The sequence below is a fragment of the Streptomyces sp. NPDC016677 genome (assembly GCF_055562815.1).
Genome location: NZ_JBVHEO010000001.1, coordinates 339,084 through 362,754, shown reverse-complemented (window position 1 = coordinate 362,754; position 23,671 = coordinate 339,084). Strand labels below are relative to the sequence as shown.

The following is a 23,671-nucleotide window of genomic DNA, read 5'->3' as shown; positions in this document are numbered from 1 at the left end:
ATTCGCACTCGCCTGCGATTATCGGTGCTGCTTCACCGAACCTCCACATCGAGCCACGGAGGGGAAGCATCAGGGACGAGGAGCCGGGAGCCCTATCCTTGTCCCCGGCAACGTCTTGCATCAGTCCGCTCCGCGGGCTCCACGACGTCAGGCCACCACACCAGGCCCCCGTAGCTCAGTGGATAGAGCAGGCGCCTTCTAAGCGCTTGGCCGCAGGTTCGAGTCCTGCCGGGGGCGCCACCGGTCCATCGCCGGTTCAGGCGGTCATCGATACGGGCCGTCATCGATACGGGCCGTCATCGATACGGGCGTCATCACGGGCGTCATCGATACGGGCCGGCTCGCCATCGGCGTCCTGGAGACGCCGGCGGGCGGCTCAGGGGCGAGCAGCGGGCCTGGGCACGGGCAACGCCCGGCCGGAATCCGCACCGCCGTGCCCGACGAGCGGACGACTCCCCCCAGCAGCCCCTCGTGGCGCGCGCCCGCGGCGATGGCGTCCGGCCCCGGCCGGACATGCGGAAGCGGCCCCCGAAACAGCACCGGGAGCCGCTAGGAAAAGAAAAGGCGAACGGCTGGTCAGGAAACCTGTGCCAACCCTCGACCGCAGGTCAGCGGTACTCGTGCTTCTTGAGGAAGATGTTCGCCTGGGCGGCGTTGTCGCCCTCGTCCACGATGTGGACCTCCTTCTTCTCCTCCTCCTTGTTGTTCTTGGAGCAGTCGATGTTGTTGTTGGCCGACGACAGGATCGGGATGTCGATGACCTCGACGGTGTCGCAGCTCAGGATCTGCGAGTTGTTCTCGAACTTCGCCGAGTCGTCGTCGGCGGCGACCGCCGTGGAGGCAGCGCCACCGGCCATGGCCAGCGCGGTGAAGGTGCAGGCGAGAGCCTTCTTGAGAGCCATTGGGTTCTCCTCCGTGTTGGGAGTGTTGGGGAGCCGCAGCAACGCGACTACTCCAAGAACGAAGCCCTATCCGGGGGGTTTTGCTCCGACGGAGTGAAGTGCGCCTCCGATTACGGATCCGACCCGCTCTCCCGATCAGCACACTTACCGTTCCGGTGAATCCCGGACGGCGGCTCAGGAAAAGGACGAGTTATGCGACCGAACCGGCCTTACGCCCCATACTGTTTACGCCGTTCGCGGGGTGCCGTGCCGTAGCGCCCCGCCCGACCGAGACAGGACAGATTGGTATGCAGAGCGCTCGTATTGCCGCCATCTCGCTGTGTGCGGCGTCCATGGCTGCTCTACCTGGCGGAACCGTTCACGCTCAGGAGGGAGCCCCGAGCTTCGAGAACAACACCCAGATCCTTTCTTGTGTGAACATCGAGGTGCTCGACCTCCCGATCGCGTCTGTGTCGCAGACCAGCATCGACTGTTCCGATAATCGTGGAGAGCGAGAAACGACCACGTCCGTCCTCCACCGGTAGCGACTTCACCCGGTGGGAGCAATACCCGCCGCACCGCGGGTTCGTTTCAATGACTGGTCGCGCTGGAAACACAGCCGAATATTGCTACCGAGCAAGGGCGAACCCTTCGGGAATTCACCCGAGCTCACTGCGACACATTCCAACCCATAGGAGACTCCGAATGGCTCTCAAGAAGGCTCTCGCCTGCACCTTCACCGCGCTGGCCATGGCCGGTGGCGCTGCCTCCACGGCCGTCGCCGCCGACGACGACAGCACGAAGTTCGAGAACAACTCGCAGGTCCTGAGCTGCGACGTCATCGAGGTCATCGACATCCCGATCCTGTCGTCGGCCAACAACAACCTCGACTGCTCGAAGAACAACAAGGAAGAGGAGGAGAAGGAAGTCCACATCGTGGACGACAGGGACACCGCCTCCCAGGCCAACTTCCTCCTCAAGAAGCACGGCAAGTAACACCGCCGTGAGCAGCGCCGGTCCGCCGGCTCCCCGAGCGGTCCTGGCTCCCACCACGGGGTCACCAGGACAACGCGGGCCGGTTGCTCACTGACGGACCGAGCGGCCCCGGGTTTCCACACCCGGGGCCGCTTCCGTGCGTCGCGGCCCGGGCCCGCGTGCCCGTACGCCGGCCGTGCGAGGATGGCGAGGGCGCCGGGCGAGGAAGCTCCCACCGGGGCGCCGCCGGCCGTTCGGCGAAGAGGAAGGACCGACCGAGGTGCGCCTGCGCTGTGCCGTCCTGGACGATTTCCAGCGGGTGGCGACCGAGGTCGCCGACTGGTCACCGGTCCGCGACGACGTCGAGGTCGTCGTCTTCGACACCCACATCGACGGCGAGGACGCCCTCGCCGCGGCGCTCGCCGACATCGACATCGTGGTCACCCTGCGCGAACGCGTGCCGTTCCCCGGCTCCCTGATCGCCCGTCTGCCCCGGCTGAAGCTGATCGTCGCCTCCGGGATGCGCAACAGCGTCATCGACTACGCCGCGGCCGAGGCGCACGACGTCACCGTGTGCGGTACGGCCTCCTCGTCCACCCCGCCCGTCGAGCTGACCTGGGCCCTGCTGCTGGGCCTGGCCCGGGGCGTCGTCGAGGAGAGCGGGGGGCTGCGCGCGGGCGGCCCCTGGCAGCGGACCGTCGGCGCCGACCTGCACGGCCGCCGCCTCGGGCTGCTCGGCCTCGGGAAGACCGGCAGCCGGGTCGCCCGGGTCGGCCTCGCCTTCGGCATGCGCGTCAGCGCGTGGAGCCAGAACCTCACCCGGGACCGCGCCGACGAGGTGGGCGTCGACCTCGCCCCCTCCAAGGAAGCGCTGCTCGCACAGAGCGACTTCGTCTCGGTGCACCTGGCGCTCGGCGACCGCACCCGGGGGCTGCTCGGCGCGGCCGAACTGGCGCTGCTGAAGCCGACCGCGTACCTGGTCAACACCTCGCGGGCGGCCATCGTCGACCAGGACGCCCTGCTCGCCGCCCTGCGCGCGGGCCGGATCGCGGGCGCGGGTGTCGACGTCTTCGACATCGAGCCGCTGCCCGCCGGCCACCCGATGCGCACCGCGCCGCGGCTGCTGGCGACGCCCCACCTCGGCTATGTCACCCGCGCCAACTACGCCACCTACTACGGCCAGGCCGTCGAGGCCGTCCGGGCCTACCTCGACGGCTCCCCCATACGCCGCCTGCCCTGAGGCCCTGAGGCCGTCAGGCGTACCGGTAGATCGCGCCGAGGTCCTCCAGCTCGTCCGGCGTCACGTCCCACGGCGGCAGTTTCTCGTGGCGGGCGACGACCCGGCCGTGCTGGTCGCCGCCTCGGCCGGGCGGCTTCGCGGGCAGGTAGCGGGCGCCTCGGTGGCGCCGGCGCCAGCGGTCCCACTGGAGGTCGAGGAAGGCGTGCACCAGCCAGAACACCGGGTCGTTGACGGAGGCGCCGCCGAGCATCGCCCCGCCGACCCAGCGGTGCACCCGGTTGTGGTTGCGCCAGGAGACGCTGCCGCGGCCGGGTCCCCACCCTTCCAGCTTGTTGCGGAACCCCTTGCCCACCGTGGAGTTCCAGGGCGCGGTGTCGTAGACCGGGTCCTTCAGGGCCCACTCCAGGTCGCCGGCGGTCGGCAACTCGATCGGGGCGCGGCGGCGGCCGAGGTCCCGGGTGAGGAAGTCGGTGTCGGTGACGTTCTCCCGCAGCGTCCAGTCGCCCTCCGCGTGGGCGAACGGTCCGGTGACGACCCGCTGGTCGGAGGCGCGGCCGGTGCCGCCGAGGAGGTCGGCGGTCCAGGGCGCGGCGGTGGCGGAGCGGTCCTTCGTCCAGTCCCAGTACGGCACCGTCACCGACGCGTCCACCCGGCGCAGCGCCCGTTCCAGCTCCAGCACGAACTTGCGGTGCCAGGGCAGGAAGGAGGGGGCCATGTGGGCCGTACGCAGACGGTTGTCCCCGTCGGAGACGTAGAAGTCGATGTGGAGACGTACGAACTCGTCGTACTCCCCGCGGCGTTTCAGTTCCAGCAGCGCCTTGACGAACCGCTGCCGCTCGGACCGGGTGAGGGTGCTGACGTCCTTACGCGTGTACGCCATGACCGCTCCCCGGGTGGTGGTGGCCCGTGTCGCGCAGGTGGCGGCCGGGACCGAGTTCGTCGACCGCGGCGCGGGCGGCGTCCAGGGGGGTCGGGTACGAGCCGTAGTGGTCGACCATGGTGAGCCAGGTGCCGTCGGCGCGGCGCAGGAGGTGCAGGGGGCGGCCGTCCACGGTCACGTGCCAGGTGTCCGCGCCGGCCGCGTGGTCCTCGGGGGCGGTCTCATGGCCGCGGAAGTCGCGGTGGTCGTGGTGGTCGCGGAAGCCCTGGACACGGCGGCCCCGGTAGGTCTCGTCGAAGGCGGGGCCGTCGGGGCCGGGGGCGGGGCGGGCGGTTCCGGCTCGGGAGGGCGGCGACGGGGTGGTCGCGGACACGGCCGCCACCGCCGCGGGGGTGAGTGTCACGGCGAGTGCGGCCGGGGCGAGCAGGCCGCGTACGACGTGACGGCGGGTGGCGGGGGCGGCGGCGTCCGGTGGGGCCGTCCCCGCGGTCACTCGCCGCTCGGGGTCCCCGGTGGTTCCGTTCGGCACTTCGGGTGCGGTGACGGCCATGGGTCGCTCCTCGTCCGGTCCGGTGATCCGTTCTCGATAACCGGCCGGGGGGCCTCGTGGTCACCGCGGGGCGGGCGCGGCGGGTCCGGGTACCGGGCGAACGCCGTTGTGCCGGCCAGGGAGGCCGGCACAACGGGGCGGGACACGGACGCGGGTCACGGCCGGGCGGCGGCACCCTCCGTCGCCGGGCGCGCGGCGCGCTGCCGCAGCTCGCCCGGGTCCTCGGACGGGGTCTGAAGGCCGGCCAGGTCCGGGGCGGGCATCCGGCCGCCCGACAGCGTGGCGGTGAGGATGTTGACCACTCCGGTCACCACGTGGTCGGCGGCCGGGCGGACCTGCTCGCTGCCGGCCTTGGTGACCGCCTCGACCAGGGTGTCGACCCGCTTCTGCAGGTCCTTGAGCGCGTGGGTGGTCAGGTCGGCCTCCGGGGCCTGCTCGTCGGCGGCGGAACCGGCCGGCAGCGTGACCGGGTCGGCGGCGCTGTCCTGGGCGGTGCCGGCCGGCGCGTTGGTGCCCGGCGTGGTGGTGCGGGCCGCCTCCGCCTGGGCGAGGGCTTCCCTGACCGCGTTGGCGTGCTTGTCCGCCTCGGCCTGGGTGAGCCGGCCGTCGTCGGCCTTCAGTACGGCGTTCAGCAGACCGGCGACGGGGCTGAGGGTGCCGCCCAGGAGGCCGATGTCGCCGGCCTGGGCGCGCAGGGTTTCCATGTTGGGCAGGGGCGCGCGAGGCGCCGTCCGGGCGTGCTCCCGGGCCGATTCGCCTTCCGCCGCCATCGCCGCCGGGCCGGTCAGGCCCAGCAGGAAGGTGGCGCAGAGCGCGGAAGTGGCGATTCGTCGAGCGGGCAGACGCATGGGGGTTCCTTTCGGTGTGCGTCGGATGTTGTGCCCACCGTGGAATCGCCCCTGGCACGCTGCAACCGGGCGCCTACTCCACGTGCCCCACCGATCCCGGGAGACGCGGCATCGTCCCTGGCCGGCCCGCGTGTCGAGGGCCGTCGCCGGGCCGGGTGACGCACCCCCCATTCGAGGCAGCGCCCCGCCGCACGCGGGAAAAGCGAACCGGCCGTCCGTACGCGGAGGAGGAACCGCGTACGGACGGCCGGGGCGGCGTCGGGGCCGGCGTCAGCCGTTCTTGCACTTGTTGCCGAACGACGGGCTCAGCACCCCGACGACGTCGATGGTGTTGCCGCAGATGTTGACCGGCGCGTAGACCGGGACCTGGACGACGTCGCCCGACGACCCGCCGTGGGAGTGCGAGGCGGTGCCGTGCGCGCCGGCGTCGGCGGCGGCGACACCGGTACCGCCCGCCACCGAGGCGGCGGCGACGGAGGTCAGGGCCAGGCCCTTCGCGATACGCGACATGGAGAGGTGCTCCTTGATGTGACACACGTGCGTCCGGGCGGGTGCCCGGTGCAGTGTCAACGCGCGGCCCGTGCCCGGGGTGTGCGGCCGATGGGGTGATCTCCCCCGATCGCCTCCTCCCTCCCTTCCGACACCTATGGGCGGTTTCGTCTGATTCGTACGGATAACGGCTAGAGTCCACGCCGTCCGACGCACCGGCGGCCGGACCCGGTCGGTGGTCAGCGGGTCTCCGGGCCCGCCGGCCGGCCTGACACGCGTACGCCGAAGCGGGCGTCCAGATCGGCGCACCGAGGTGCGGCGCGTTCGCGCCCGTCCTGAGCGCCACCGTGAGCGAGGAAGCCGCGCATGCACCAGTCACCGACCGTCCCTCGGCCGCGGGTCCTCCATCTCGTCCAGCCCGTGGAGGGCGGCGTCGCCCGCGCGCTGACCGATCTGACCCGCGCTCAGCTCGCCGCCGGCCTGGAGGTCGTGGCCGCCTGCCCGGACGGTCCGCTGGCGGCCGCGCTGAGGGCGCTCGGCGCGGACGTACGGCACTGGCCGGCGACGCGGGCGCCGGGCGCGTCGCTCGGGCCGGAGGTGCGGCGGGTGGCGCGGACGGTCGCCGAGGTGCGGCCGGACCTGGTGCACGCGCACAGCGCGAAGGCGGGGCTGGCCGGGCGGCTGGCCGTGCGGGGGCGGATCCCGACCGTGTTCCAGCCGCACGCCTGGTCGTTCGAGGCGGTCGGCGGCGGCGCGGCGGCCCTGGCCCGCGGCTGGGAGCGGTGGGGGGCGCGCTGGGCGGCGCGGGTGGTGTGCGTGAGCGAGGCGGAACGGCTGCGCGGGGTGCGGGCCGGGGTCCGCGCACGCTGGGCGGTGATCCCCAACGGCGTCGACACCGACCGTTTCCGGCCCGCGCCCGCCGCCGCCGTACGGTCCCGGCTGCTGCCCGGCGTCGCCGACGCGCCGCTGGTGGTGTGCGTGGGGCGGCTGTGCCGGCAGAAGGGGCAGGACGTGCTGCTGGCGGCGTGGCGGCGGGTGGTGGAACGGGTGCCCGGCGCCCGGCTCGTCCTGGTCGGCGACGGACCGGACCGGGCCCGGCTGGCCGCCTCGGCGCCCGCCTCCGTGCTGTTCGCGGGCGGTGTGCCGGACGCGGCGCCCTGGTACCGGGCGGCCGATCTGGTCGTCCTGCCGTCCCGCTGGGAGGGCATGGCGCTGGCGCCGCTGGAGGCGATGGCCTGTGCCCGGCCGGTGGTGGTGACGGACGTCGACGGCGCCCGGGAGGGCCTGCCGTCCGCGCTCGTACCGCACTGCCTGGTGCCGCCGGAGGACCCCGCGGCGCTGGCCGGCGCCGTGGCCGCGCTGCTCCCGGACCCGGCGGTGCGCGCCCGGCTGGGCCTGCGGGGCCGCGCGCACGTGGTCTCCGCCCACGACGTCCGCCGTACGGCCGCGGCCCACGCGGCGGTGTACCGGGCGCTCCTCGGCGGCTCGCCGGCAGCCGCCCGGCCGGTCGCCGAGCCCACCGAGCACAGGGAGTCCGTCCACTCGTGACCGCGGAAAGCACCGTCCCCGTCCCCGCCGGAGAGGCGCGGGACCTCGGCAGGTCCCCCGTCCCGGTCCTGCCGCCGCGCCCCGGCGCCCCCGGCCCCCGGCTGCCCGCCGGACGCCGGGCGGTCCGGCCCGCGCCGGCGCTGCCGCTGCTCCTCGCGGACGGCGCGGCGGCGCTGGTGGGCGCGCTCGCCCTCACCGGCGGCCCCGTGCGGGCGCCGCTCGCGGCCCTGCTGGTCGCCGCCGCCCTGCTGCTGCGTCCGCCGCCGCCCCGGCGGCTGCCGGGCCTGCTGGACGAACTGCCCGCCGTGTGCGCCCGGATCGCGACGGCCTGGCTGGCGTCGGCCGCGCTGATCGCGGCGTACGCGCCGGGGCACGCCCTGTCCGCCGGTGCCCTGCTGCTGGGCTGCGCGGCGCAGTCGGCGGCGAGCTGCGCGGGCCGGGGACTGGTGCACCGGTGGCGGCGCCGCGCGCTGCGCCGGCGTCCGCACGCGGCGCTCGTCGTCGGCCCCGCCGCGACCGCCCGGCGGGTGGCCGCCGCCGTGCTGCGCGACGCGCGGTGCGGGGTGCGGCCGGTCGGCGTGGTGGCCGACGGCCCGGACAGCGGCCCAGGGCTGCCCGTGCTGGCCACCGGCGAGGAGGCGCACCGGGCGGTCGTGCAGAACGGCGTCCGGGACATGCCGGACAGCGGCCCCGCACTGCCCGTACCGACCACCCGCGAAGACACACACGGGACAGCGGTGCGCACAAGCGTCCGCGACGCGCCGGACAGCAGCCCCGGGCTGCCCGTACCGACCACCCGCGAAGACACACACAGGGCAGCGGTACGCACAAGCCTCCACGACACGCCGGACAGCAGCCCCGCACTACCCGTACCGACCACCCGCGAAGACACACACGGGACAGCGGTGCGCACAAGCGTCCGCGACGCGCCGGACAGCGGCCCAGGGCTGCCCGTGCTGACCACCGGCGAGGAGGCGCACCGGGCGGTCGTGCAGAACGGCGTCCGGGACGTGCTGGTCGTCGACCCCGCCGTCCGGACCCGGCAGGACGCGCTGCTGCGGGCGCTGGCCGAGGCGGGGTGCGCGGTGTGGGAGGTCGACGCCGGCCGTCCGGCGGACGCCGTCCGGGAGGAGATCGCCGGGTTCCCCTGCCGGCGGCTCCTGACCGGGCCCGCCCGGCCGGGGCGCGGCAAGCGGGCGCTGGACGTGGTGGTGTCCGGGGCGCTGCTGCTGCTGGCCGGCCCGGTGCTGCTGGCGTGCGCGGTGGCGCTGCGGGTCAGCGGCGGGCCGGGGGTGGTGTTCCGGCAGCAGCGGGTCGGGCAGGGCGGCCGGCCCTTCACGCTGCTGAAGTTCCGCACCCACCGCCCGGTGGACGAGCACGAGTCGGCGACCCGGTGGAGCGTGGCCGACGAACGCCGGATGCCGTGGTTGTGCCGCTTCCTGCGACGGACCTCGCTGGACGAACTGCTCCAGCTGTGGAACGTCTTCCGGGGCGACATGAGCCTGGTCGGCCCGCGTCCCGAACGGCCCTACTTCGTCGACCGGTTCAGCCAGACCTACCCGGGCTACGCCGCCCGCCACCGGATGCCGGCCGGGATCACCGGCCTCGCGCAGGTGCACGGGCTGCGCGGGGACACCTCCATCGAGGACCGGGCCCGCTACGACAACGCGTACATCGACACCTGGTCGCTGTGGCAGGACGTCTGCATCCTGCTGCGCACGGCCGTGGCGCTGCTGCGCCCCACGGGGAGCTGACCGACGTGAGCCTCGCCCTGCCCCGGTCCGCGACGGCCCGCGTACGGCACCTGCCGCCGGCGACGGCCGTGGCCGCCGTGATCGCGCTGCTGGCCCTGCCCCTGGACGCCGGCGAGGGCGGCGCGCACCCGGCCGACGTCCTCTCCGCGCTGGTCGTGCTGTACTGCGCGGTCCGCCTGCTGCGGGAGCGGCGGCGCCCCCTGTCCCGTACGGCGGCCGTGGTGCTGGGACTGCCGGTGCCGGCGCTGGCGCTGGCCGCGGTGTGCGCCACCGGGGCGCCGGAGGGCCAGCTCGCGGGGCTGGGCCGCTGCCTCCAGGTCTTCGTGCTCGTTCCGGCCGCCGTACTGCTGCTGGTCCGGGGCCGCGGCGACGTACGGCTGCTCGCCTGGACGGTGGTGGGGCTCGCGCTGTGGCAGGGGGCGGTCGGCACCCACCAGTACGTCACCGGGACCGGGGCCTCCTACCAGGGCGAACAGGTCCGGGCGGTGGGGACGTTCGGGGCGCAGGACGTGATGGGGATGGCGACCGTGGTGTCGCTGGGGCTGGTGTGCGCGACGGGGCTGGCGCTGGGCCGGAGCGGCCCGGTGCGGCACCGGGTGCTGGCCGCCGGGTGCGCGGTGGCGCTGCTGCTGCCGCTCGCGCTGTCCTTCAGCCGGGGCGCGTGGATCGCCACGGCGGTGACCTGCGCGGCGCAGGCGCTGCTGACCGGGGCGCGGCGGGCGGTGGCGCTGGGCACGGCCGTCGTCGCGGCGGGCGTGGTGCTGGTCGGCGGGTTCGGGGTCGGTACGGCGATGCTCCAGGAGCGGGTCGGCAGCATCACCCGGGTCGCCGACGCGCCCGACCAGTCGGTGACCGACCGGTACACCATGTGGGCGGCGGCCGTGGACATGTGGCGTGAGCGTCCGCTGACCGGCGTCGGCGTCAAGGGCTTCCCCGAGCACCGGGACACGCACGCCTCGCTGGCGCTGTCCTCGGGCAGCGAGACCGGCGGCGCGGGCGCCGGATACGTCCGGCAACCGCTGCTGTCCCCGCACAACATGTACCTCCTCGTCCTCGCCGAACAGGGCCTGCTCGGGCTGGTCGCGCTGGCCGGGAGCTGGCTGGCGCTGCTCGTCCTGGGCCTGCGCCGGCTGCGCGCGGCGCGCCGTGCCGGGCGGCCGGGGCGAGAGGGGCGGGCAGCGGGTGCGGGCCCGGCGGGGCTCGACCGCGGGCTGATCGGCTGCGGGCTGCTGGTGTGGCAGCTGACCGACTTCGCGTACGCCGACATCGGCGGCCCGTCGACGGTGCTGACGGCGGTGTGCCTCGGCCTCGCGGCCCACTGGGCGCTGGCCGCGCGCGCCGGGGAGGGGGCCGGGCGATGACGTCCACGCCGGTGCGGGGTGCGGGGACGGTGGCGGGTGGGGCGGCACCCGAGGCACCACCAGGGGCGGACGGTGCGGCGGGGACCGGGCGGGGGTCGCGGGGGTTCCTCGCGCGGGCCGCCGCCGTGACCGCCGTACTGTCGGTGGCCGGCTCGGTGCTCGGGCTGGCCCGGGACCAGGCACTGGCCCGGCTGTTCGGGGCGGGCAGCGGGACCGACGCGTTCCTGGTGGCGTGGACGGTACCGGAGTTCGCGGCGACGCTGCTCATCGAGGACGGGCTCGCCTTCGCGCTGGTCCCGATGTTCAGCCTGGCCCTGGCCCGGCGCGCGCGGGGTGCCCCCGGCGACCCGGTCCGGGCGCTCGTCGCCGCGACCCTGCCCCGGCTGGCCCTGGCCTTCGCCGCGGCCGGCGCGCTGGTCGCCGTCGCCGCTCCCGCGCTGGTCCGCGTCCTGGCACCCGGCCTGGCCGACCCCGCCCTGGCCGTCGACTGCACCCGCCTGACCGCGACCTGCGTCCTGAGCTTCGGCCTGGCCGGCTACTGCAGCGCGGCCCTGCGGGCGCACCGGCGGTTCCTGGTCCCGGCGGCGATCTACGTCGCCTACAACACCGGCGTCATCGCCACGATGTTCCTGCTCGGCGGGGCCTGGGGGGTGCGGTCGGCGGCGGCCGGGGTGGCGGTCGGCGGCTGCCTGATGGTGGCGGCGCAGGTGCCGGCGCTGGTGCGGCGGCTGCGGGAGCGCGACCAGGAGCCGCCCCGGCCGGCGTCCGGCGCCGGCGCCAGCGACGGCGTACGGCCGCTGGTCACGGCCCTGTTCGCCACCGTCCTGCTGTTCGCGCTGTGCCGGCAGTCGCAGGTGCTCATCGAACGGTTCCTCGCCTCCGGGCTGCCCGCCGGGGCGATCTCCCACCTGAACTACGCGCAGAAGGTGGCGCAGATCCCGATGACCCTGTCGCTGATGCTGTGCACGGTCACCTTCCCGGTGGTGGCGCGGGCGCTGGCCGACGGCGACGTCGTACGGGCCCGGGACCGGGTGGAGCGGGACGTGGCCGTGGCCGCCGCGCTGGTGCTGCTCGGCGCGGCGACGGTGGTGGCCTGCGCCCCGCAGATCGTCCAACTGCTGTTCCAGCGCGGCGCGTTCACCGCCGGGGACACGGCGGCGACCGCGGGCGTGATGCGGGTGTACGCCCTCGGGCTGCTCGGCCAGACCGTGGTGGGCGCGCTGGCCCGGTCCTACTTCGGCGCCGGCCGCGCCAGCTGGTACCCGCTGGGCGCGATGGCCGTGGGCGTCGCCGCCACCGCCGTCATCGGCGCGGCCGGCGTCGCCGCCTGGGGCGTACGCGGCATCGCCGCCGCCAACGCCGCCGGGATCACCGTCACCGCCGCCCTGCTGCTCGCCGGAACGGGCCCGCGCGGCGTCCCCGTCCGCGTCCGGCGGGTCCTGGCCGGCCTGGCCCGTCCGGCACTGGCGGCCGGGGCGGCGACCGTCGCGGGCATGTCCGCCGCGGCCCGCTGCGACCGTCCCGCGCCCGCCCTCGCCGCCGGCGCGCTGGCCGTCGTCGGCACGTACCTGCTGCTCGGCCGGGCCCTGGGCGTCCAGGGCATCGCCCCCGCCCCCGCTCCTGCCCCCGCCCCCGCCCGTTCCCTTTCCCGCTCCCTCCTCCGAAGGGTCCGTCATGGCTGCTTCCGCTTCCGTAGGTTCCGTTGACGTCCCCGCCCGCGCGGGCGCCCGGACCGGTCCCGTGCCGTGGGTGGCGATGTACCACTCGGTCGGCGACCCCTCGGACGACCCGTACCGCATCACGGTCACGCCCGCCCGGCTGGACGCGCAGCTCGGCTGGCTGCGGCGGCGCGGGCTGCGCGGCGTCTCCGTGGCCGACCTGCTGGCCGCGCGGGCGCGGGGCACGGCCCGCGGCCTGATCGCGCTGACCTTCGACGACGGGTACGCCGACTTCACCGAGCACGCTCTGCCGTGCCTGCGCCGCTGGGGCTGCGGCGCCACCCTGTTCGTCCTACCGGGACGGCTCGGCGGCGACAACGCCTGGGACCCGCTGGGCCCCCGCAGGCCGCTGCTGGACGCCGACGGCATCCGCCGCGCCGCCGCCGAGGGCGTGGAGATCGGCTCGCACGGCCTCACCCACGTCGACCTCACCACCGCCGACGACGCCACGCTGGCGGCCGAGACCGCCGGCAGCAGGGTGCGGCTCACGGAGCTGACCGGCACCGCGGTGACCGGCTTCTGCTACCCGTACGGCACCGTCGACGCCCGTGCCGTCGAGGCCGTCCGCGCCGCCGGGTACGGCTACGCCTGCGCCATCGACCCCGGCCCGCTGACGGGCCCGTACGCCCTGCCCCGAGTGCACGTCGGGCAGCGCGACACCGCCGTGCGGATGCTGCTGAAGACCCGGCTGCACCGGTTGCGGCGGCGCCCCGTGGCGGGGGTCTGACATGTCCGGCATCAAGGTGCTGCACATCATCACCGGCCTCGGCGTGGGCGGCGCCGAACAGCAGCTGCGGCTGCTGCTGCGTCACCTCCCGCCGCGCTGCGACGTCGTGACCCTCACCGACCCGGGCCCGGTCGCCCGCGGACTGAGGGCCGACGGCGTGCGCGTCGTCCACCTCGGCATGACCGGCAACCGCGACCTGAGCGCGCTGCCCCGGCTGACCCGCCTGATCCGCGCCGGCGGTTACGACCTGGTCCACACCCACCTGTACCGCGCCTGCCTCTACGGCCGGCTGGCCGCACGCCTGGCCGGCGTCCGGGCGGTCGTGGCCACCGAACACTCCCTCGGGGACACCCTGATGGAGGGACGCCGGCTCACCCCCGGGGTGCGCGCCCTGTACCTGGCCGGTGAGCGGCTCGGCAGCACCACGGTCGCCGTGTCCGACACCGTCGCCGGCCGGCTGCGCCGCTGGGGCGTGCCCCCGTCCCGCATCCAGGTCGTGCCCAACGGCGTCGACCTGGAGCGCTTCCGCTTCGACCCCGTCGCCCGGCACCGCACCCGCCGCCGCCTGGGCCTGCCGGACGGGGCGTACGTCGTCGGCGGCATCGGCCGGCTCACGCCGGGCAAGCGGTTCGACGTACTGGTGCGGGCGCTGGCCCTGCTCCCCGAGGACTGCTGGCTGCTGCTGGTCGGCGGCGGCCCCGAGGAGCACGTGCTGCGCCGCGTCGCCCACGAGGCGGGCGTCGCCGACCGCGTCCTGCTGACCGGCGAACGCCCCTGCGTCCCCGACGGCTCCCCGGGCCCCGACCTGCCCTCGCTCACCTCCGCGATGGACGTGCTGGCCTCGCCGTCCCCCGAGGAGGCGTTCGGCCTCGCGGTCGTGGAGGGCCTGGCGTCGGGGCTGCCGGTGCGGTACGCCTCCTGCCCCGCGCTGGAGGACCTGCCCCCGCACACCGCCCCCGGGGCCCGCCGGGTGCCGGGCGGCGTCGCGGAGTTCGCCGCCGCCCTCGCCGGGGCCCGCGAGGCCGGCCCCGGCCCCCGCACCGCCCCGGACGCCGCCCGGCACTACTGCGTCGGCCGCAGCGCCGCCCGGCTGATGGACGTGTACGCCGGCGTGCTCACGCACCCGTTGTCCCCCGTACCCGAGGGAGTCACCGCCGTATGACCGAAACCGTGACCGAGACCGAGACCGAGACCGAGACCGAGACCGAGACCGAGACCGAGACCGAGACCGAAGCCAGGACCGAGGCCGAAGCCAGGACCGAGACCGAAGCCAGGACCGCGAAGAGGACCAGGACCGCGAAGAGGACCAAGGCCACGGACAGGCCCCCTCTCCTCACCCGCGCCCGCGCCCTGCCCCCCTGGTCCCTCCTCGCCGCCGGTGTCCTCCTCGGGGGACTGGCCGGCGGCGGGTACGGGCTGGCGCGGACGCCGCAGTACACGGCGACCAGTTATGTCGTCGCCGTCCCCGCCGAGGGGTCGGACCCGGCGGCGGCGCTGGGCTTCGCGCAGGCGTACGGCCGGGTCGCCACGCAGCTCGCGGTGCTCGGGGACGCCCAGGTGTGGGCGGGCGTGCCGGTGGCGACGCTCCGCGACGGCGTGCGGACGGCCACCTCGCCGGACGCCCCGATGGTCTCCGTCAGCGCCACCGCCGACCGCCCCGGCCGGGCCGTCGACATGGCCGACGCCGTCGCCCGCGCCCTGACCCGGCACGCGGGCACCGCCGCGGACGCCACCCACGTGACCCTCCGTCAGCTCGCCCGCGCCACCGCGCCCACCGCGCCCTCCACGGCCTCCCCCGCCCTGACCGGCCTGGTCGGCGCGAGCGCGGGCGGGCTGCTGGGCGGGCTGGCGCTGCTGGTCCGGCCCCGCCGGGACGCCCCCGCGGCGGAACCGGCCGCCCCGGTGCCCGCCCCCGCCCCCGCCGCCGACGTCCGCACCCCGCTGTGACGTACACGACCGAGCTGGTCACCGACGAGCGGGACTTCGCCGCCCTGGCCGCCGACTGGACGCGGCTGTACCGGCGGTGCGCGGCGGCGACCCCGTTCCAGAGCCACGCCTGGCTGCACTCCTGGTGGCTGTCGTACGGCCGGCCCGGCCGGCTGCGGCTGGTGCTGGCCCGCGACGGCCGGGACCTGGTCGGCGCCGCGCCCCTGATGCGGGTACGCCGTCCGGTCCCGGCGCTGGTGCCGCTGGGCGGGGCGATCTCGGACTACGGCGACGTCCTCCTGGACGACGGACGCGGCCCCCGGGCGGCGGCCGCGCTCGCCGAGGGGCTGTCCGCGGCGGCGGGCACCGCGCTGGTCGACCTGCGCGAGGTACGGCCCGGCGGCGCCGCCGAACGGGTCTACGAGCGCTGGCGCGGGCCCCGCCGCCGCGTCGACGACTCGCTCTGCCTGGAGCTGCCCGCCCTGCCGCTGGCCGGACTGACCGCCCGGCTGCCCTCGGCCAAGGCCCAGCAGCGGGTCCGCGCCAAGCTGCGCAGGCTCGACACGCTCGGCGTCAAGAGCCGGACCGTCCTCCCCGAGGAGGCGGAGGCGGCCCTGCGCCGGCTGCTGGAGCTGCACCAGCTGCAGTGGCAGGGCCGGCAGGTGACGGGCGAGCACCTGCGGGCCCGGTTCCGGGACCATCTGGTGCGGTCGGTGGGGCCGATGGTGCGGGCCGGGGACGCGGTGGTCACCGAGTTCCGGCTCGACGACGAGGTGGTGGCCGTCGACGTCACCCTGCTGGGGCGGCGGCTGACGGGCGGCTACCTGTACGGCGCCCACCCCCGGCTGCGGGAGCGGAAGGCGGACGTCGCGGTGATGCTGCTGGACGCGTGCACCGGCCATCTGCCGCCCGAACCGGAGGGCACGCTGAGCCTGCTGCGCGGCAACGAGCCGTACAAGCACCACTGGCGTCCGCGGCCGGTGGTCAACCAGCGGCTGCTGCTGGCCCGGTGGCGCACCGCCCCGCTGCTGGCGGCGGCGCTGGGCGACGTCGCCGCGCGGCGGCGGGGCAGGGAGCTGCGGCGGCGCTGGAAGGAGCGCGACGGTGGCGGCGGGAGGTGACCGGGCCCGCCGTCGGCGCGGGTCACTACCGGGAGCGCGCGGCCCAGTCCAGGCGCACGCAGAGCCTGCCGCCGAGCCAGTACTCGGCCCAGTCGCCGAGGTCCAGCGGCGAACAGTCGCCCGAGGGCCGGGGAGTGGGCCGGGGGGTGGACTCGGGAGTGGGCACAGGGGCTGTCGGGTCCGGCGTCGGGACCGGTGTGGGGACCGTGGTGGGGCCGGTGGTGGGGTCCGTGGTGGCGTCCGGTGCCGGCCGGGTGTCCGGGCCGTCGCCGCGGCCGAAGAGCACGGACCGGTAGACCGCGGCCGACCGGGGGTTGTCGTCGCAGGTCCACACGCCGTGCGGGCAGTAGTCGGTGAGCGTGCTGTACAGCGGCTCGTGCTCGTCCATCCAGGCGAGCATGCCCTTCATGTACGCGGCGTTGTCGCCGTTGCGGAACAGTCCCCACTCGGGGTACGAGACCGGCTTGCCGTGCGCCTTGGCGAAGTCCACGTGGGCCTGGAGTCCGTAGGGCTCCCGCACCTGTTCCTCGAAGGGCATGCCGCGCGGCTGGTCGTAGGCGTCCATGCCGATGACGTCGACGGTCCCGTCCCCCGGGTAGCACTCCGTCCACGGCACGGCGTCCCGGCCCCGGCTCGGGGTGAAGTCGAAGCGGAACTTCTGTCCCGGCACCGCGCGCATGGTGGTGACGATCCGGTTCCAGTACGCCTTCCACGCCTCGGGGTCCGGGCCGCAGCGGTGGGTGTACGTGGTCCCGTTCATCTCCCAGCCGAGCACCAGGACGGTGTCCGGCACGCCCAGCCGCACCAGCCGCTCGGCCAGCGCCCGGAAGTGGTGGTCGAACCGGCCGGCCGCGCCCTGCCGCAGCAGGCCCCGCACCTCGTCGTCGTCGAGGTTCTCCTCGTTGCGCTCCAGCATCGGCACGTTGAGGACGAGCACCCGGTCGTCCCGCTCGGTCCGCCAGCGCGCCCAGACGTCGAGGAAGCCGGGGGCGCCCTCGATGTTGCTCCAGCGGTCGCCGGGCAGATAGGTGTGGCCGACGCGCAGGTCGGCCCCGCCCAGCCACTGGCTCAGCTCCGCCATCCGGGCCACGCCGCGGGGACCGTAGTCGAGGTAGGCGCCGAAGGCGAACCCGGGCACCTCCTCCTCGGCCGACTCCTCGGGCGCCTCCCCGGCCGCCTCCCCGGGTGCCGGTGCCGCCGGGGCGGAAGGCGCCGCCGGGACCGGCGGTGCCGTGGGCGTCGCTACGGGGACGGTGGCGGGGGCGGGGACGGGCTCAGGGGGGTCGCCGACGGCGGCCCCCGGGGCCGCGGCCAGCGCGACCGATGCCAGGACGGCCGCCGCGACACACGCCTGCCGCCGCCCGGACCGGACCCTCGACTGCTGTCGGGCCATGCCGGCTCCCTTCTCCGCGGTTGTGTTCGTCCACTGACACTCAGTCATATGAGAAGGACCCGCGCCACCGCCGCTACGGCTTCCGGGTGTTTCTCCGATCCGAAGGAAACAAGTCCGTGTCGATGCTCGACATCCGCGTCCCCGCCGTTCTGCTGCGGACCGACCGGAACCCCTTCCACCACGGCACGCTCGGTGCCGTGCGCTCACTCGGCCGGGCGGGCGTCGAGGTGCACGTCGTCGCCGACTGCGCGGACAGCCCCGTCCGGGCGTCCCGGTTCCTGGGCGGGGTGCACGCCCCGCCGCCGCCCGGCGCGTCCCCGGCCGACCTCGCGGCGGCGCTGGGGCGGGTCGCCGTCCGCCTCGCGCGTCCCGCCGTACTGATCCCGATGGACGACGCGGGCGCCGTCGCGGTGGGCCGGCTGCGCGAGGAGCTGGCGCCCGCCTTCCTGCTGCCCGAGCCGCGCGGGGCGCTGGCCGAGCGGGTGGCGGACAAGGCGGAACTGGCCGGGGTGTGCGCGGCGTTGGGCGTGCCGCATCCGCGCACGCTGGTGGCGGACGGGCCGGACGACGCCGTCCGGGCGGCCGGGCGGCTGGGGCTGCCGGCGGTGGCGAAGTGGAGCCGGCCCTGGTTGCTGCCGCCCGGCAGCGGGCTGCGCAGCACGGTGCTGGTGCGCTCGGCGCGGCAGGCACGGGAGCTGGCGCTGCGGGCCGAGGAGGCGGGCAGCCGGCTGCTGTTCCAGGCGTTCCTGCCGCCGGGCCGGGACCGGGACTGGTTCTGCCACGGGTACGCCGACCGGTCCGGGGCGCTGCGCGCGGGCGGCACCGGACGCAAGACGCGGTCCCGGCCGCGCGGCGCGGGGCTCACGGCGGCGGGCCGCTGGACGCCGAACCCGCGGGTACGGGCGCTGGCGGAGCGGCTGGTCGGGGAGCTGGGCTACCGCGGCATCCTCGACCTGGACTTCCGGCGCTGCGGCGCGACGGGCGCCTACCACCTGCTCGACTTCAACCCGCGCCCCGGCGCCCAGTTCCGGCTGTTCGCCGACACCGCCGGCCTGGACGTCGTACGCGCCCTGCACCTGGATCTGACGCACCGGCCGCTGCCGGAGGGGGCGCCGGTGCCGGGGCGGGCGTTCGTGGTGGAGAACTACGCGCCGCTGACAGCGCTGTGGCCGGTGCGCGGCGGGCGGGAGCTGGCCTGGCACGCGCGCGACGACCGGGGGCCCGGGCGGGCGCTGTGGGGGCTGTGGGGCCGGCATGTGGCGGACCGGCTGGGCCGGCGGCTGCGCCGGGCGGACCAGGACCCGCGGGGAGCCGGGCCCGAGCGGGTGGTGCGGGTGCCGGCCCAGGCGGCGCCGGCCGATCCGACGGGCCTGGCCGACGACGAGCGGGCGGGCAGCCGCTGAGGGGGACAGACAGGAAGGAACAGACGGGAGAGGACGGACGAAAGGGGACGGACGAAAGGGGACGGACGAGAGGGAACAGGCAGAGGGAACAGGCAGGAATGAACAGGCAGGAGGGAGCAGGCGGGAAGGGACAGGCAGGAGGGGACATGCGTCGGGTGCCGGACGTCGCCGTCCGGCACCCGGGGTGTCGCTACGGGCGGGACGCGGCCCGGGACCGGCGGTACAGCAGGGTGCCACCGGCGATCAGGGCGACGGAACCGGCCGCGGCGCCCAGGGCGGTCGTGGCGTCGCCGCCGGTCTCCGCCAGGACGGGAGCCGGTTCGGCGGGCGGGGCCGCCTCCTCGTGACCGCCCTGCGGCTCGGGCTGCTCGACGGCCGGAGTGTCGGCCGGCGGGGTGTGGTGCTCCACCGGCGGGGTCGTGGTCGACGGCGTGTCGTCGTCGCCGTAGCCCGGGTGGTGACCGCCCTTGTCGGACTCCTCCTCCACGCAGATGTTGACGGAGGCGTAGTTGTCCACCCCGGCCAGGTTGTCCGTGGCGCCGCAGATGTCCAGCGGCAGGCCGGACGGCTCCTGCTCGTCCTCGTCGCCGTAGCCGCCCTGGCTCCTGGCCTCCGCGGCGTCCGTGCCGTGGGAGCAGGCTTCGCCGAACGCCCGGTTCAGGGCGGCGGCGCCGCCGACGGTCTCGTCGCACACGTGCGCCGGCGCGTCGGACGGGGCCTGCGCGTCCACCGCGGGCCCGTCCGACCACGTTTCGGCGAGGGCGGGGCTGCCGCACAGGGACAGCACACTCGTCGCGGCGGCTGCCACGACCATTCCCCTACTCAAGGTCTGTCGCACTCTCGTTGTCTTCCTGCTGGGAGGAGTGGGAGAAGCCGTCCCCGGACCGACGGGTCGGCCGGGGCCGGCGATGACGCAGCCGGACGGCTGGTACGGGCGGACGCGCTCCGGCGCCCCGGGAGGCAGGACGGTCGTGCGTCCGGACCGGACACGCGCGCCGCCGGGCCGGCCGGCGAACGGCCGGCCCGTGCGGGGCCGGCCGGCCCGTGGGGAAGCAGTGGGCCGCCCGGCCGGGCGGGGCGGCTCAGTCCTCGGCGTTCGCCGGCGGGACCGGAGCGTCCTGGAGGGCGGGCGCGTGGGGAGCGGCGGCCACCGGCGTGCCGATGGCCGCAGCGACTGCCGCAACGACTGCCGCCGGGGCGAGTACTGCCTTCTTGAGCACTTCGCGTTCCTTTCCTCACGGCGACCGCGTGCCAGAGGCGCAGCGGCGCGTGTCCTACGGCCTCATCAACCGGGTGGCGGACAAATGGTTTCGGAGGTTCACCCGGTCGGCCCGCACGGCGGCCCGTCGGCGGCCCCGTCAGCGGCCCTGGGCGTACAGCGCCTCGATCTCGTCGGCGTACGCCGTCACCGCCGCGTGCCGCTTCACCTTCAGGGAGGGGGTGAGCAGCCCGTTCTCCTCGGTGAACTCGCCCTCGACCAGCCGGAAGGCGCGGATGGACTCGGCGCGGGAGACGGCCTGGTTGGCCCAGTCCACGGCCCGCTGGACGTCGGCGCGCAGCCGCTCGTCGCGGACCAGCTCGGACAGCGGGGTGCCGGCGGGCATGCCGCGCACGGCGAGCCAGTGGGCGACGGCGTCGGGGTCCAGGGTGACCAGGGCGGCGACGTAGGGCCGGTTGTCGCCGACGACCAGGCACTGGCCGACCGGGGGACGGCTGCGCAGGCGGTCCTCCAGGACGGCCGGGGAGACGTTCTTGCCGCCGGAGGTGACCAGCAGGTCCTTCGTGCGGCCGGTGATGGTGAGGTAGCCGTCGGCGTCCAGGGTGCCGAGGTCGCCGGTGGTGAACCAGCCGTCGGTGCGGGCCTTCGCGGTGGCCGCCGGGTCGCCCCGGTACTCGGCGAAGACGATGTCGCCCCTGATCTGCACCTCGCCGTCGCCGGCGACGCGGACCGAGGTGCCGGGGACCGGCCTGCCCACCGTGCCGGGGCGGGGCTCCAGGGGCGGGACGACGGTGGCGGCGGCGGTGGTCTCGGTCAGGCCGTAGCCCTCGTAGATCATGATGCCGGCGGCGTAGAAGAAGAGGTTGAGGTCGCGGTCGAGCGGGGAGCCGCCGCTGATGGCGTAGCGGGTGCGGCCGCCCAGTTCCTTGCGGACCCGGCGGTAGACCAGCAGGTCGTACAGGGCCCAGGCGGCCCACAGGCCGGGGCCGGGGCCCTTGCCCCGGCCGAGGAACCGGTCCAGGTGGGCCTCGCCGAAGCGGACGGCGACGCGGTGGGCGCGGTCGAAGGAGGCGCCGCGGCCGAGTTTCTCGGCGGTGGCGCGGCCGGTGTCGTGGATCTTCTCGAAGAGGTACGGGACGCCGACCAGGAAGGTCGGGCGGAAGGACTTGAGGGCGGGGCGGAGTTCGGCCGGCTTGATGCTCGGGAAGTGGCCGATCTCGATGCGGGCCAGCAGGCAGGCGATCTGGATGGTGCGGCCCAGGATGTGGGCGAGGGGGAGGAAGAGCAGGGTGGAGGCGGCTTGGCCGGTGGCCGCCTTGAAGATCGGGTGGAGCAGTTCGACCGTGTTGGCGGCCTCGGCGTGCAGGTTGGCGTGGGTGAGGACGCAGCCCTTGGGGCGTCCGGTGGTGCCGGAGGTGTAGCAGAGGGTCGCCACCGTGGCCGGGGTCAGGGCGGTGCGGCGCTTGGTGACCTCCTCGTCGGGGACGGACGTGCCGAGGGCGGTGAGGTCGGCGAGGGCACCGGCGTCCAGTTCCCACACGCGCGGGCCCGCCGGGTGGTCGGCGGTGGCGGCGCGGACCGTGGCGGTGTGCTCGGCGGTCTCGGTGACGACGTGCCGGGCCCCGGAGTCGCGGACGATCCACTCGACCTGGCCGGCGGAGGAGGTGGGGTAGACGGGGACGGTCTGTCCGCCGGCCGCCCAGACCGCGAAGTCCAGCACCGTCCACTCGTAGCGGGTGCGGGCCATCACGGCGACCCGGCCGCCGGGTTCCAGGCCGCCCGCGATCAGGCCCTTGGCCACGGCGGTCACCTCGCCGGCGAAGGCCGCCGCGGTCACCGGCCGCCATTCTCCGTCCACCTGGCGGCGCAGGACGACCGCGTCGGGGGCCTCGGCGGCGTTGGTGAACGGGATGTCGGCGGTGGAGCCGGTGGCCGGGGGTGTCACCAGGGGCGCGGTGCGGACCTCGCACACCGCGCCGGAGTCGTCCCTGACCAGTTCGGGCCGGGCGCGGGCGGCCAGGTCGGCGCGGCGTGCGGCCCGTTTCAGATCCTTGCGTACGCCCATGACGGCTCCTGCTCGTGGCGGTCGCTTACTTACCGACGAGTCAACTTACCCGCGCGTAAGAAAGTCAAGGGGTCAGGCCGGCTCGGGCCGCGCCTGGTCAGGCCGGACCAGCCGGGCCGCCGCCTCGATCGCCTCCGCCAGTTCCCGTACGTCCTCGTCCTCGGCGCGGGCCGCCAGGTCCCCGGCGCGCTCGGCGAGGTCGCCCAGGCCCGGGGCGCCGGGCAGGGACGGGTCCTGCGCGCCGGTGCGCAGGGCGTCCGCGAAGTAGGCGGCGGTCGCGGCGGTGCGCAGGCCGCGGTCCGCGGTCCACACCGAGCCGTCGAGGGCGCCGGCGCTCATCTCGCCGGACGCCTCGTGCGGGGCGCGGGTGTCCGGGTCGAGCCAGCGGACGGTGGCGGTGGCGAGGTGCCCCTCGGCGCCGGGCGCGGTGCGGACGGCGTACAGGGCGGTGACCGTGTGGCCGGGGCCGGTCTCGCCGCCGTCCACACGGTCGTCGCGGAAGCCGTCGTCGGCGACGCGGCGGTTCTCGTAGCCGACGAGGCGGTACTCCTCGACGGTGCCGGGGTCGAAGGCGACCTGGGCCTTGGCGTCGCGGGCGGTCAGGCCGAGGTGGCGGGGCAGTCGCTCGCTGAAGACCTCGCGGGCCTCCGCCTCGCTCGACACGTAGGCGGTGTGGCCGTCGCCCCGGTCGGCGAGGCGTTCCATCAGGGCGTCGCCGTAGTCGCCGCCGACGCCGACGCCGAAGAGGGTGACGCCGTGCTCGCGGCGCTCGTGCGCGACGCGTTCGAGGATGGTGTCGGCGTCGGTGTCGCCGTCGTTGGCGAGGGCGTCGGAGACCAGGACGACCCGGTTCACGGCGCCCTCGCGCAGGCCCTCGACGGCCGTCTCGTAGCCGGCCTCGACGCCCGCGCCGAGGTCGGTGGAGTCGGCCGGCTCCAGGTCCTCGATCGCGGCGTGGACCTCGTCGCGGCCCTCGCCCAGGCGGGTCATCGGCAGGACGGTCTCGGCCTCGTCGCTGAAGGTGACGATCGCCACCGAGTCGTCGTCGCGCAGCCGGTCCGTCATGACGCCGAGGGAGTGCCGGGCGAGGTCGAGGCGGCCGGGTCCGGCCATGGAGCCGGAGACGTCGATGACGAAGGTGAGGGCGGCGGGCGGGCGGTCGCCCTCCCGGTCGGCGGCGCGGGTGGCCAGGCCCACCCGGACCAGGGACCAGTCCGCGTCGTCGGTGCGGGCGCCGTCGACGGTGACCGTGAAGCCGTCGCCGCCGGGACGGTCGTAGTCCTGGCGGAAGCTGTTGACGAACTCCTCCGGGCGGACCGTCGACGGGTCGGGCAGCCTGCCCTCGGCGAGGGTGCGGCGGGCGAAGTCCCAGGAGGCGGTGTCGACGTCCAGGGCGAAGGTGGAGAGGTGGCCGTGGTCGTCGGGGACGGCCGGGGCGGTGGCGGGAGCCGCACGGGCCTCGTCCGCCGCCCGGTGGCCGCCGTCGGTCCCGCCCACGGTGCAGCCGGTGAGCAGCAGGCCGGCCGCCGGGATCAGGAGGAACGGGCTCTGGTGTCGTCGTCGCATGTGACGG

The 23,671-nt window shown here is 75.7% G+C and carries 21 protein-coding genes and 1 tRNA gene; 12 read left to right on the top strand and 10 right to left on the bottom strand.

Features of this window, described 5'->3' with window-relative positions:
• Window positions 1-164 precede the first annotated feature (164 nt).
• Window positions 165-240 (top strand) — tRNA-Arg (locus tag ACZ3IG_RS01595).
• Between the two features lie 368 nt (window positions 241-608).
• Here the strand turns inward: ACZ3IG_RS01595 and ACZ3IG_RS01590 are convergent.
• Complete coding sequence (locus tag ACZ3IG_RS01590) at window positions 609-902, bottom strand: hypothetical protein (protein WP_467427977.1); 294 nt, start codon at window positions 900-902, stop codon at window positions 609-611.
• A gap of 684 nt (window positions 903-1,586) precedes the next feature.
• On the opposite strand from ACZ3IG_RS01590, the gene ACZ3IG_RS01585 reads away from it, so the two are divergent.
• Together ACZ3IG_RS01585 and ACZ3IG_RS01580 are read left to right on the top strand one after the other, a co-directional pair.
• The gene (locus ACZ3IG_RS01585; RefSeq protein ID WP_467427974.1) at window positions 1,587-1,877 is read left to right on the top strand and encodes a hypothetical protein; all 291 of its coding nucleotides are present in this window, start codon (window positions 1,587-1,589) and stop codon (window positions 1,875-1,877) included.
• Window positions 1,878-2,136: 259 nt separating this feature from the next.
• On the top strand, window positions 2,137-3,096 hold the full coding sequence (locus ACZ3IG_RS01580) for a D-2-hydroxyacid dehydrogenase family protein (RefSeq protein WP_467427973.1): 960 nt from the start codon (window positions 2,137-2,139) through the stop codon (window positions 3,094-3,096).
• Between the two features lie 13 nt (window positions 3,097-3,109).
• On the opposite strand, the gene ACZ3IG_RS01575 is transcribed toward ACZ3IG_RS01580, so the two are convergent.
• The 4 genes from ACZ3IG_RS01575 to ACZ3IG_RS01560 form a co-directional block, all read right to left on the bottom strand.
• On the bottom strand, window positions 3,110-3,976 hold the full coding sequence (locus ACZ3IG_RS01575; protein ID WP_467427972.1) for a tyrosinase family protein: 867 nt from the start codon (window positions 3,974-3,976) through the stop codon (window positions 3,110-3,112).
• Window positions 3,960-4,526: a tyrosinase family oxidase copper chaperone gene (locus ACZ3IG_RS01570; protein ID WP_467427970.1), complete on the bottom strand. Its 567-nt coding sequence runs from the start codon at window positions 4,524-4,526 to the stop codon at window positions 3,960-3,962. The genes ACZ3IG_RS01575 and ACZ3IG_RS01570 overlap by 17 nt, the downstream gene beginning before the upstream one ends.
• A 155-nt stretch (window positions 4,527-4,681) precedes the next feature.
• Window positions 4,682-5,374, bottom strand: a complete 693-nt coding sequence (locus ACZ3IG_RS01565) for a hypothetical protein (RefSeq protein WP_467427968.1) — start codon at window positions 5,372-5,374, stop codon at window positions 4,682-4,684.
• 270 nt (window positions 5,375-5,644) lie between these two features.
• Entirely contained in the window at window positions 5,645-5,884 is a 240-nt protein-coding gene (locus ACZ3IG_RS01560) for a chaplin (protein ID WP_467427966.1), read from the bottom strand.
• A 345-nt stretch (window positions 5,885-6,229) separates the two neighbouring features.
• Here ACZ3IG_RS01560 and ACZ3IG_RS01555 point away from each other — a divergent pair, with 345 nt between their 5' ends.
• Genes ACZ3IG_RS01555 through ACZ3IG_RS01520 form a run of 8 tightly spaced genes read left to right on the top strand, consistent with a single transcriptional unit; the run spans window position 6,230 to window position 16,018 of the window.
• Complete coding sequence (locus ACZ3IG_RS01555; RefSeq protein WP_467427963.1) at window positions 6,230-7,411, top strand: glycosyltransferase; 1,182 nt, start codon at window positions 6,230-6,232, stop codon at window positions 7,409-7,411.
• Window positions 7,408-9,165 (top strand): sugar transferase, encoded by a 1,758-nt coding sequence (locus tag ACZ3IG_RS01550; protein ID WP_467427961.1) that lies wholly within the window; start codon window positions 7,408-7,410, stop codon window positions 9,163-9,165. Before ACZ3IG_RS01555 ends, ACZ3IG_RS01550 begins: the two co-directional genes overlap by 4 nt.
• Window positions 9,166-9,170: 5 nt before the next feature.
• Entirely contained in the window at window positions 9,171-10,526 is a 1,356-nt protein-coding gene (locus ACZ3IG_RS01545; RefSeq protein WP_467427959.1) for an O-antigen ligase family protein, read from the top strand.
• The gene (locus ACZ3IG_RS01540; RefSeq protein WP_467427958.1) at window positions 10,523-12,232 is read left to right on the top strand and encodes a lipid II flippase MurJ; all 1,710 of its coding nucleotides are present in this window, start codon (window positions 10,523-10,525) and stop codon (window positions 12,230-12,232) included. The genes ACZ3IG_RS01545 and ACZ3IG_RS01540 overlap by 4 nt, the downstream gene beginning before the upstream one ends.
• Window positions 12,201-12,971 (top strand): polysaccharide deacetylase family protein, encoded by a 771-nt coding sequence (locus tag ACZ3IG_RS01535; protein ID WP_467427957.1) that lies wholly within the window; start codon window positions 12,201-12,203, stop codon window positions 12,969-12,971. The genes ACZ3IG_RS01540 and ACZ3IG_RS01535 overlap by 32 nt, the downstream gene beginning before the upstream one ends.
• A gap of 10 nt (window positions 12,972-12,981) precedes the next feature.
• Window positions 12,982-14,133, top strand: a complete 1,152-nt coding sequence (locus ACZ3IG_RS01530; RefSeq protein WP_467429151.1) for a glycosyltransferase — start codon at window positions 12,982-12,984, stop codon at window positions 14,131-14,133.
• Window positions 14,130-14,918: a YveK family protein gene (locus ACZ3IG_RS01525; RefSeq protein ID WP_467427955.1), complete on the top strand. Its 789-nt coding sequence runs from the start codon at window positions 14,130-14,132 to the stop codon at window positions 14,916-14,918. The genes ACZ3IG_RS01530 and ACZ3IG_RS01525 overlap by 4 nt, the downstream gene beginning before the upstream one ends.
• On the top strand, window positions 14,915-16,018 hold the full coding sequence (locus tag ACZ3IG_RS01520; RefSeq protein ID WP_467427954.1) for a GNAT family N-acetyltransferase: 1,104 nt from the start codon (window positions 14,915-14,917) through the stop codon (window positions 16,016-16,018). The genes ACZ3IG_RS01525 and ACZ3IG_RS01520 overlap by 4 nt, the downstream gene beginning before the upstream one ends.
• Window positions 16,019-16,043: 25 nt before the next feature.
• Here the strand turns inward: ACZ3IG_RS01520 and ACZ3IG_RS01515 are convergent, their stop codons facing one another.
• Window positions 16,044-17,411, bottom strand: coding sequence for a glycoside hydrolase family 26 protein (locus tag ACZ3IG_RS01515; RefSeq protein WP_467427952.1), 1,368 nt, complete (start codon window positions 17,409-17,411; stop codon window positions 16,044-16,046).
• 116 nt (window positions 17,412-17,527) lie between these two features.
• On the opposite strand from ACZ3IG_RS01515, the gene ACZ3IG_RS01510 reads away from it, so the two are divergent.
• Window positions 17,528-18,814, top strand: coding sequence for a carboxylate--amine ligase (locus ACZ3IG_RS01510; RefSeq protein WP_467427951.1), 1,287 nt, complete (start codon window positions 17,528-17,530; stop codon window positions 18,812-18,814).
• Window positions 18,815-19,004: 190 nt separating this feature from the next.
• On the opposite strand, the gene ACZ3IG_RS01505 is transcribed toward ACZ3IG_RS01510, so the two are convergent.
• The 4 genes from ACZ3IG_RS01505 to ACZ3IG_RS01490 all read right to left on the bottom strand — a co-directional run bounded on the left by ACZ3IG_RS01505 (window position 19,005) and on the right by ACZ3IG_RS01490 (window position 23,664).
• Window positions 19,005-19,628, bottom strand: a complete 624-nt coding sequence (locus tag ACZ3IG_RS01505) for an LPXTG cell wall anchor domain-containing protein (RefSeq protein ID WP_467427950.1) — start codon at window positions 19,626-19,628, stop codon at window positions 19,005-19,007.
• Between the two features lie 268 nt (window positions 19,629-19,896).
• Window positions 19,897-20,034, bottom strand: coding sequence for a hypothetical protein (locus tag ACZ3IG_RS01500; protein ID WP_467427949.1), 138 nt, complete (start codon window positions 20,032-20,034; stop codon window positions 19,897-19,899).
• Between the two features lie 138 nt (window positions 20,035-20,172).
• On the bottom strand, window positions 20,173-22,098 hold the full coding sequence (locus ACZ3IG_RS01495; RefSeq protein WP_467427948.1) for an AMP-dependent synthetase/ligase: 1,926 nt from the start codon (window positions 22,096-22,098) through the stop codon (window positions 20,173-20,175).
• 72 nt (window positions 22,099-22,170) lie between these two features.
• On the bottom strand, window positions 22,171-23,664 hold the full coding sequence (locus ACZ3IG_RS01490; RefSeq protein ID WP_467427947.1) for a YfbK domain-containing protein: 1,494 nt from the start codon (window positions 23,662-23,664) through the stop codon (window positions 22,171-22,173).
• Window positions 23,665-23,671 lie beyond the last annotated feature (7 nt).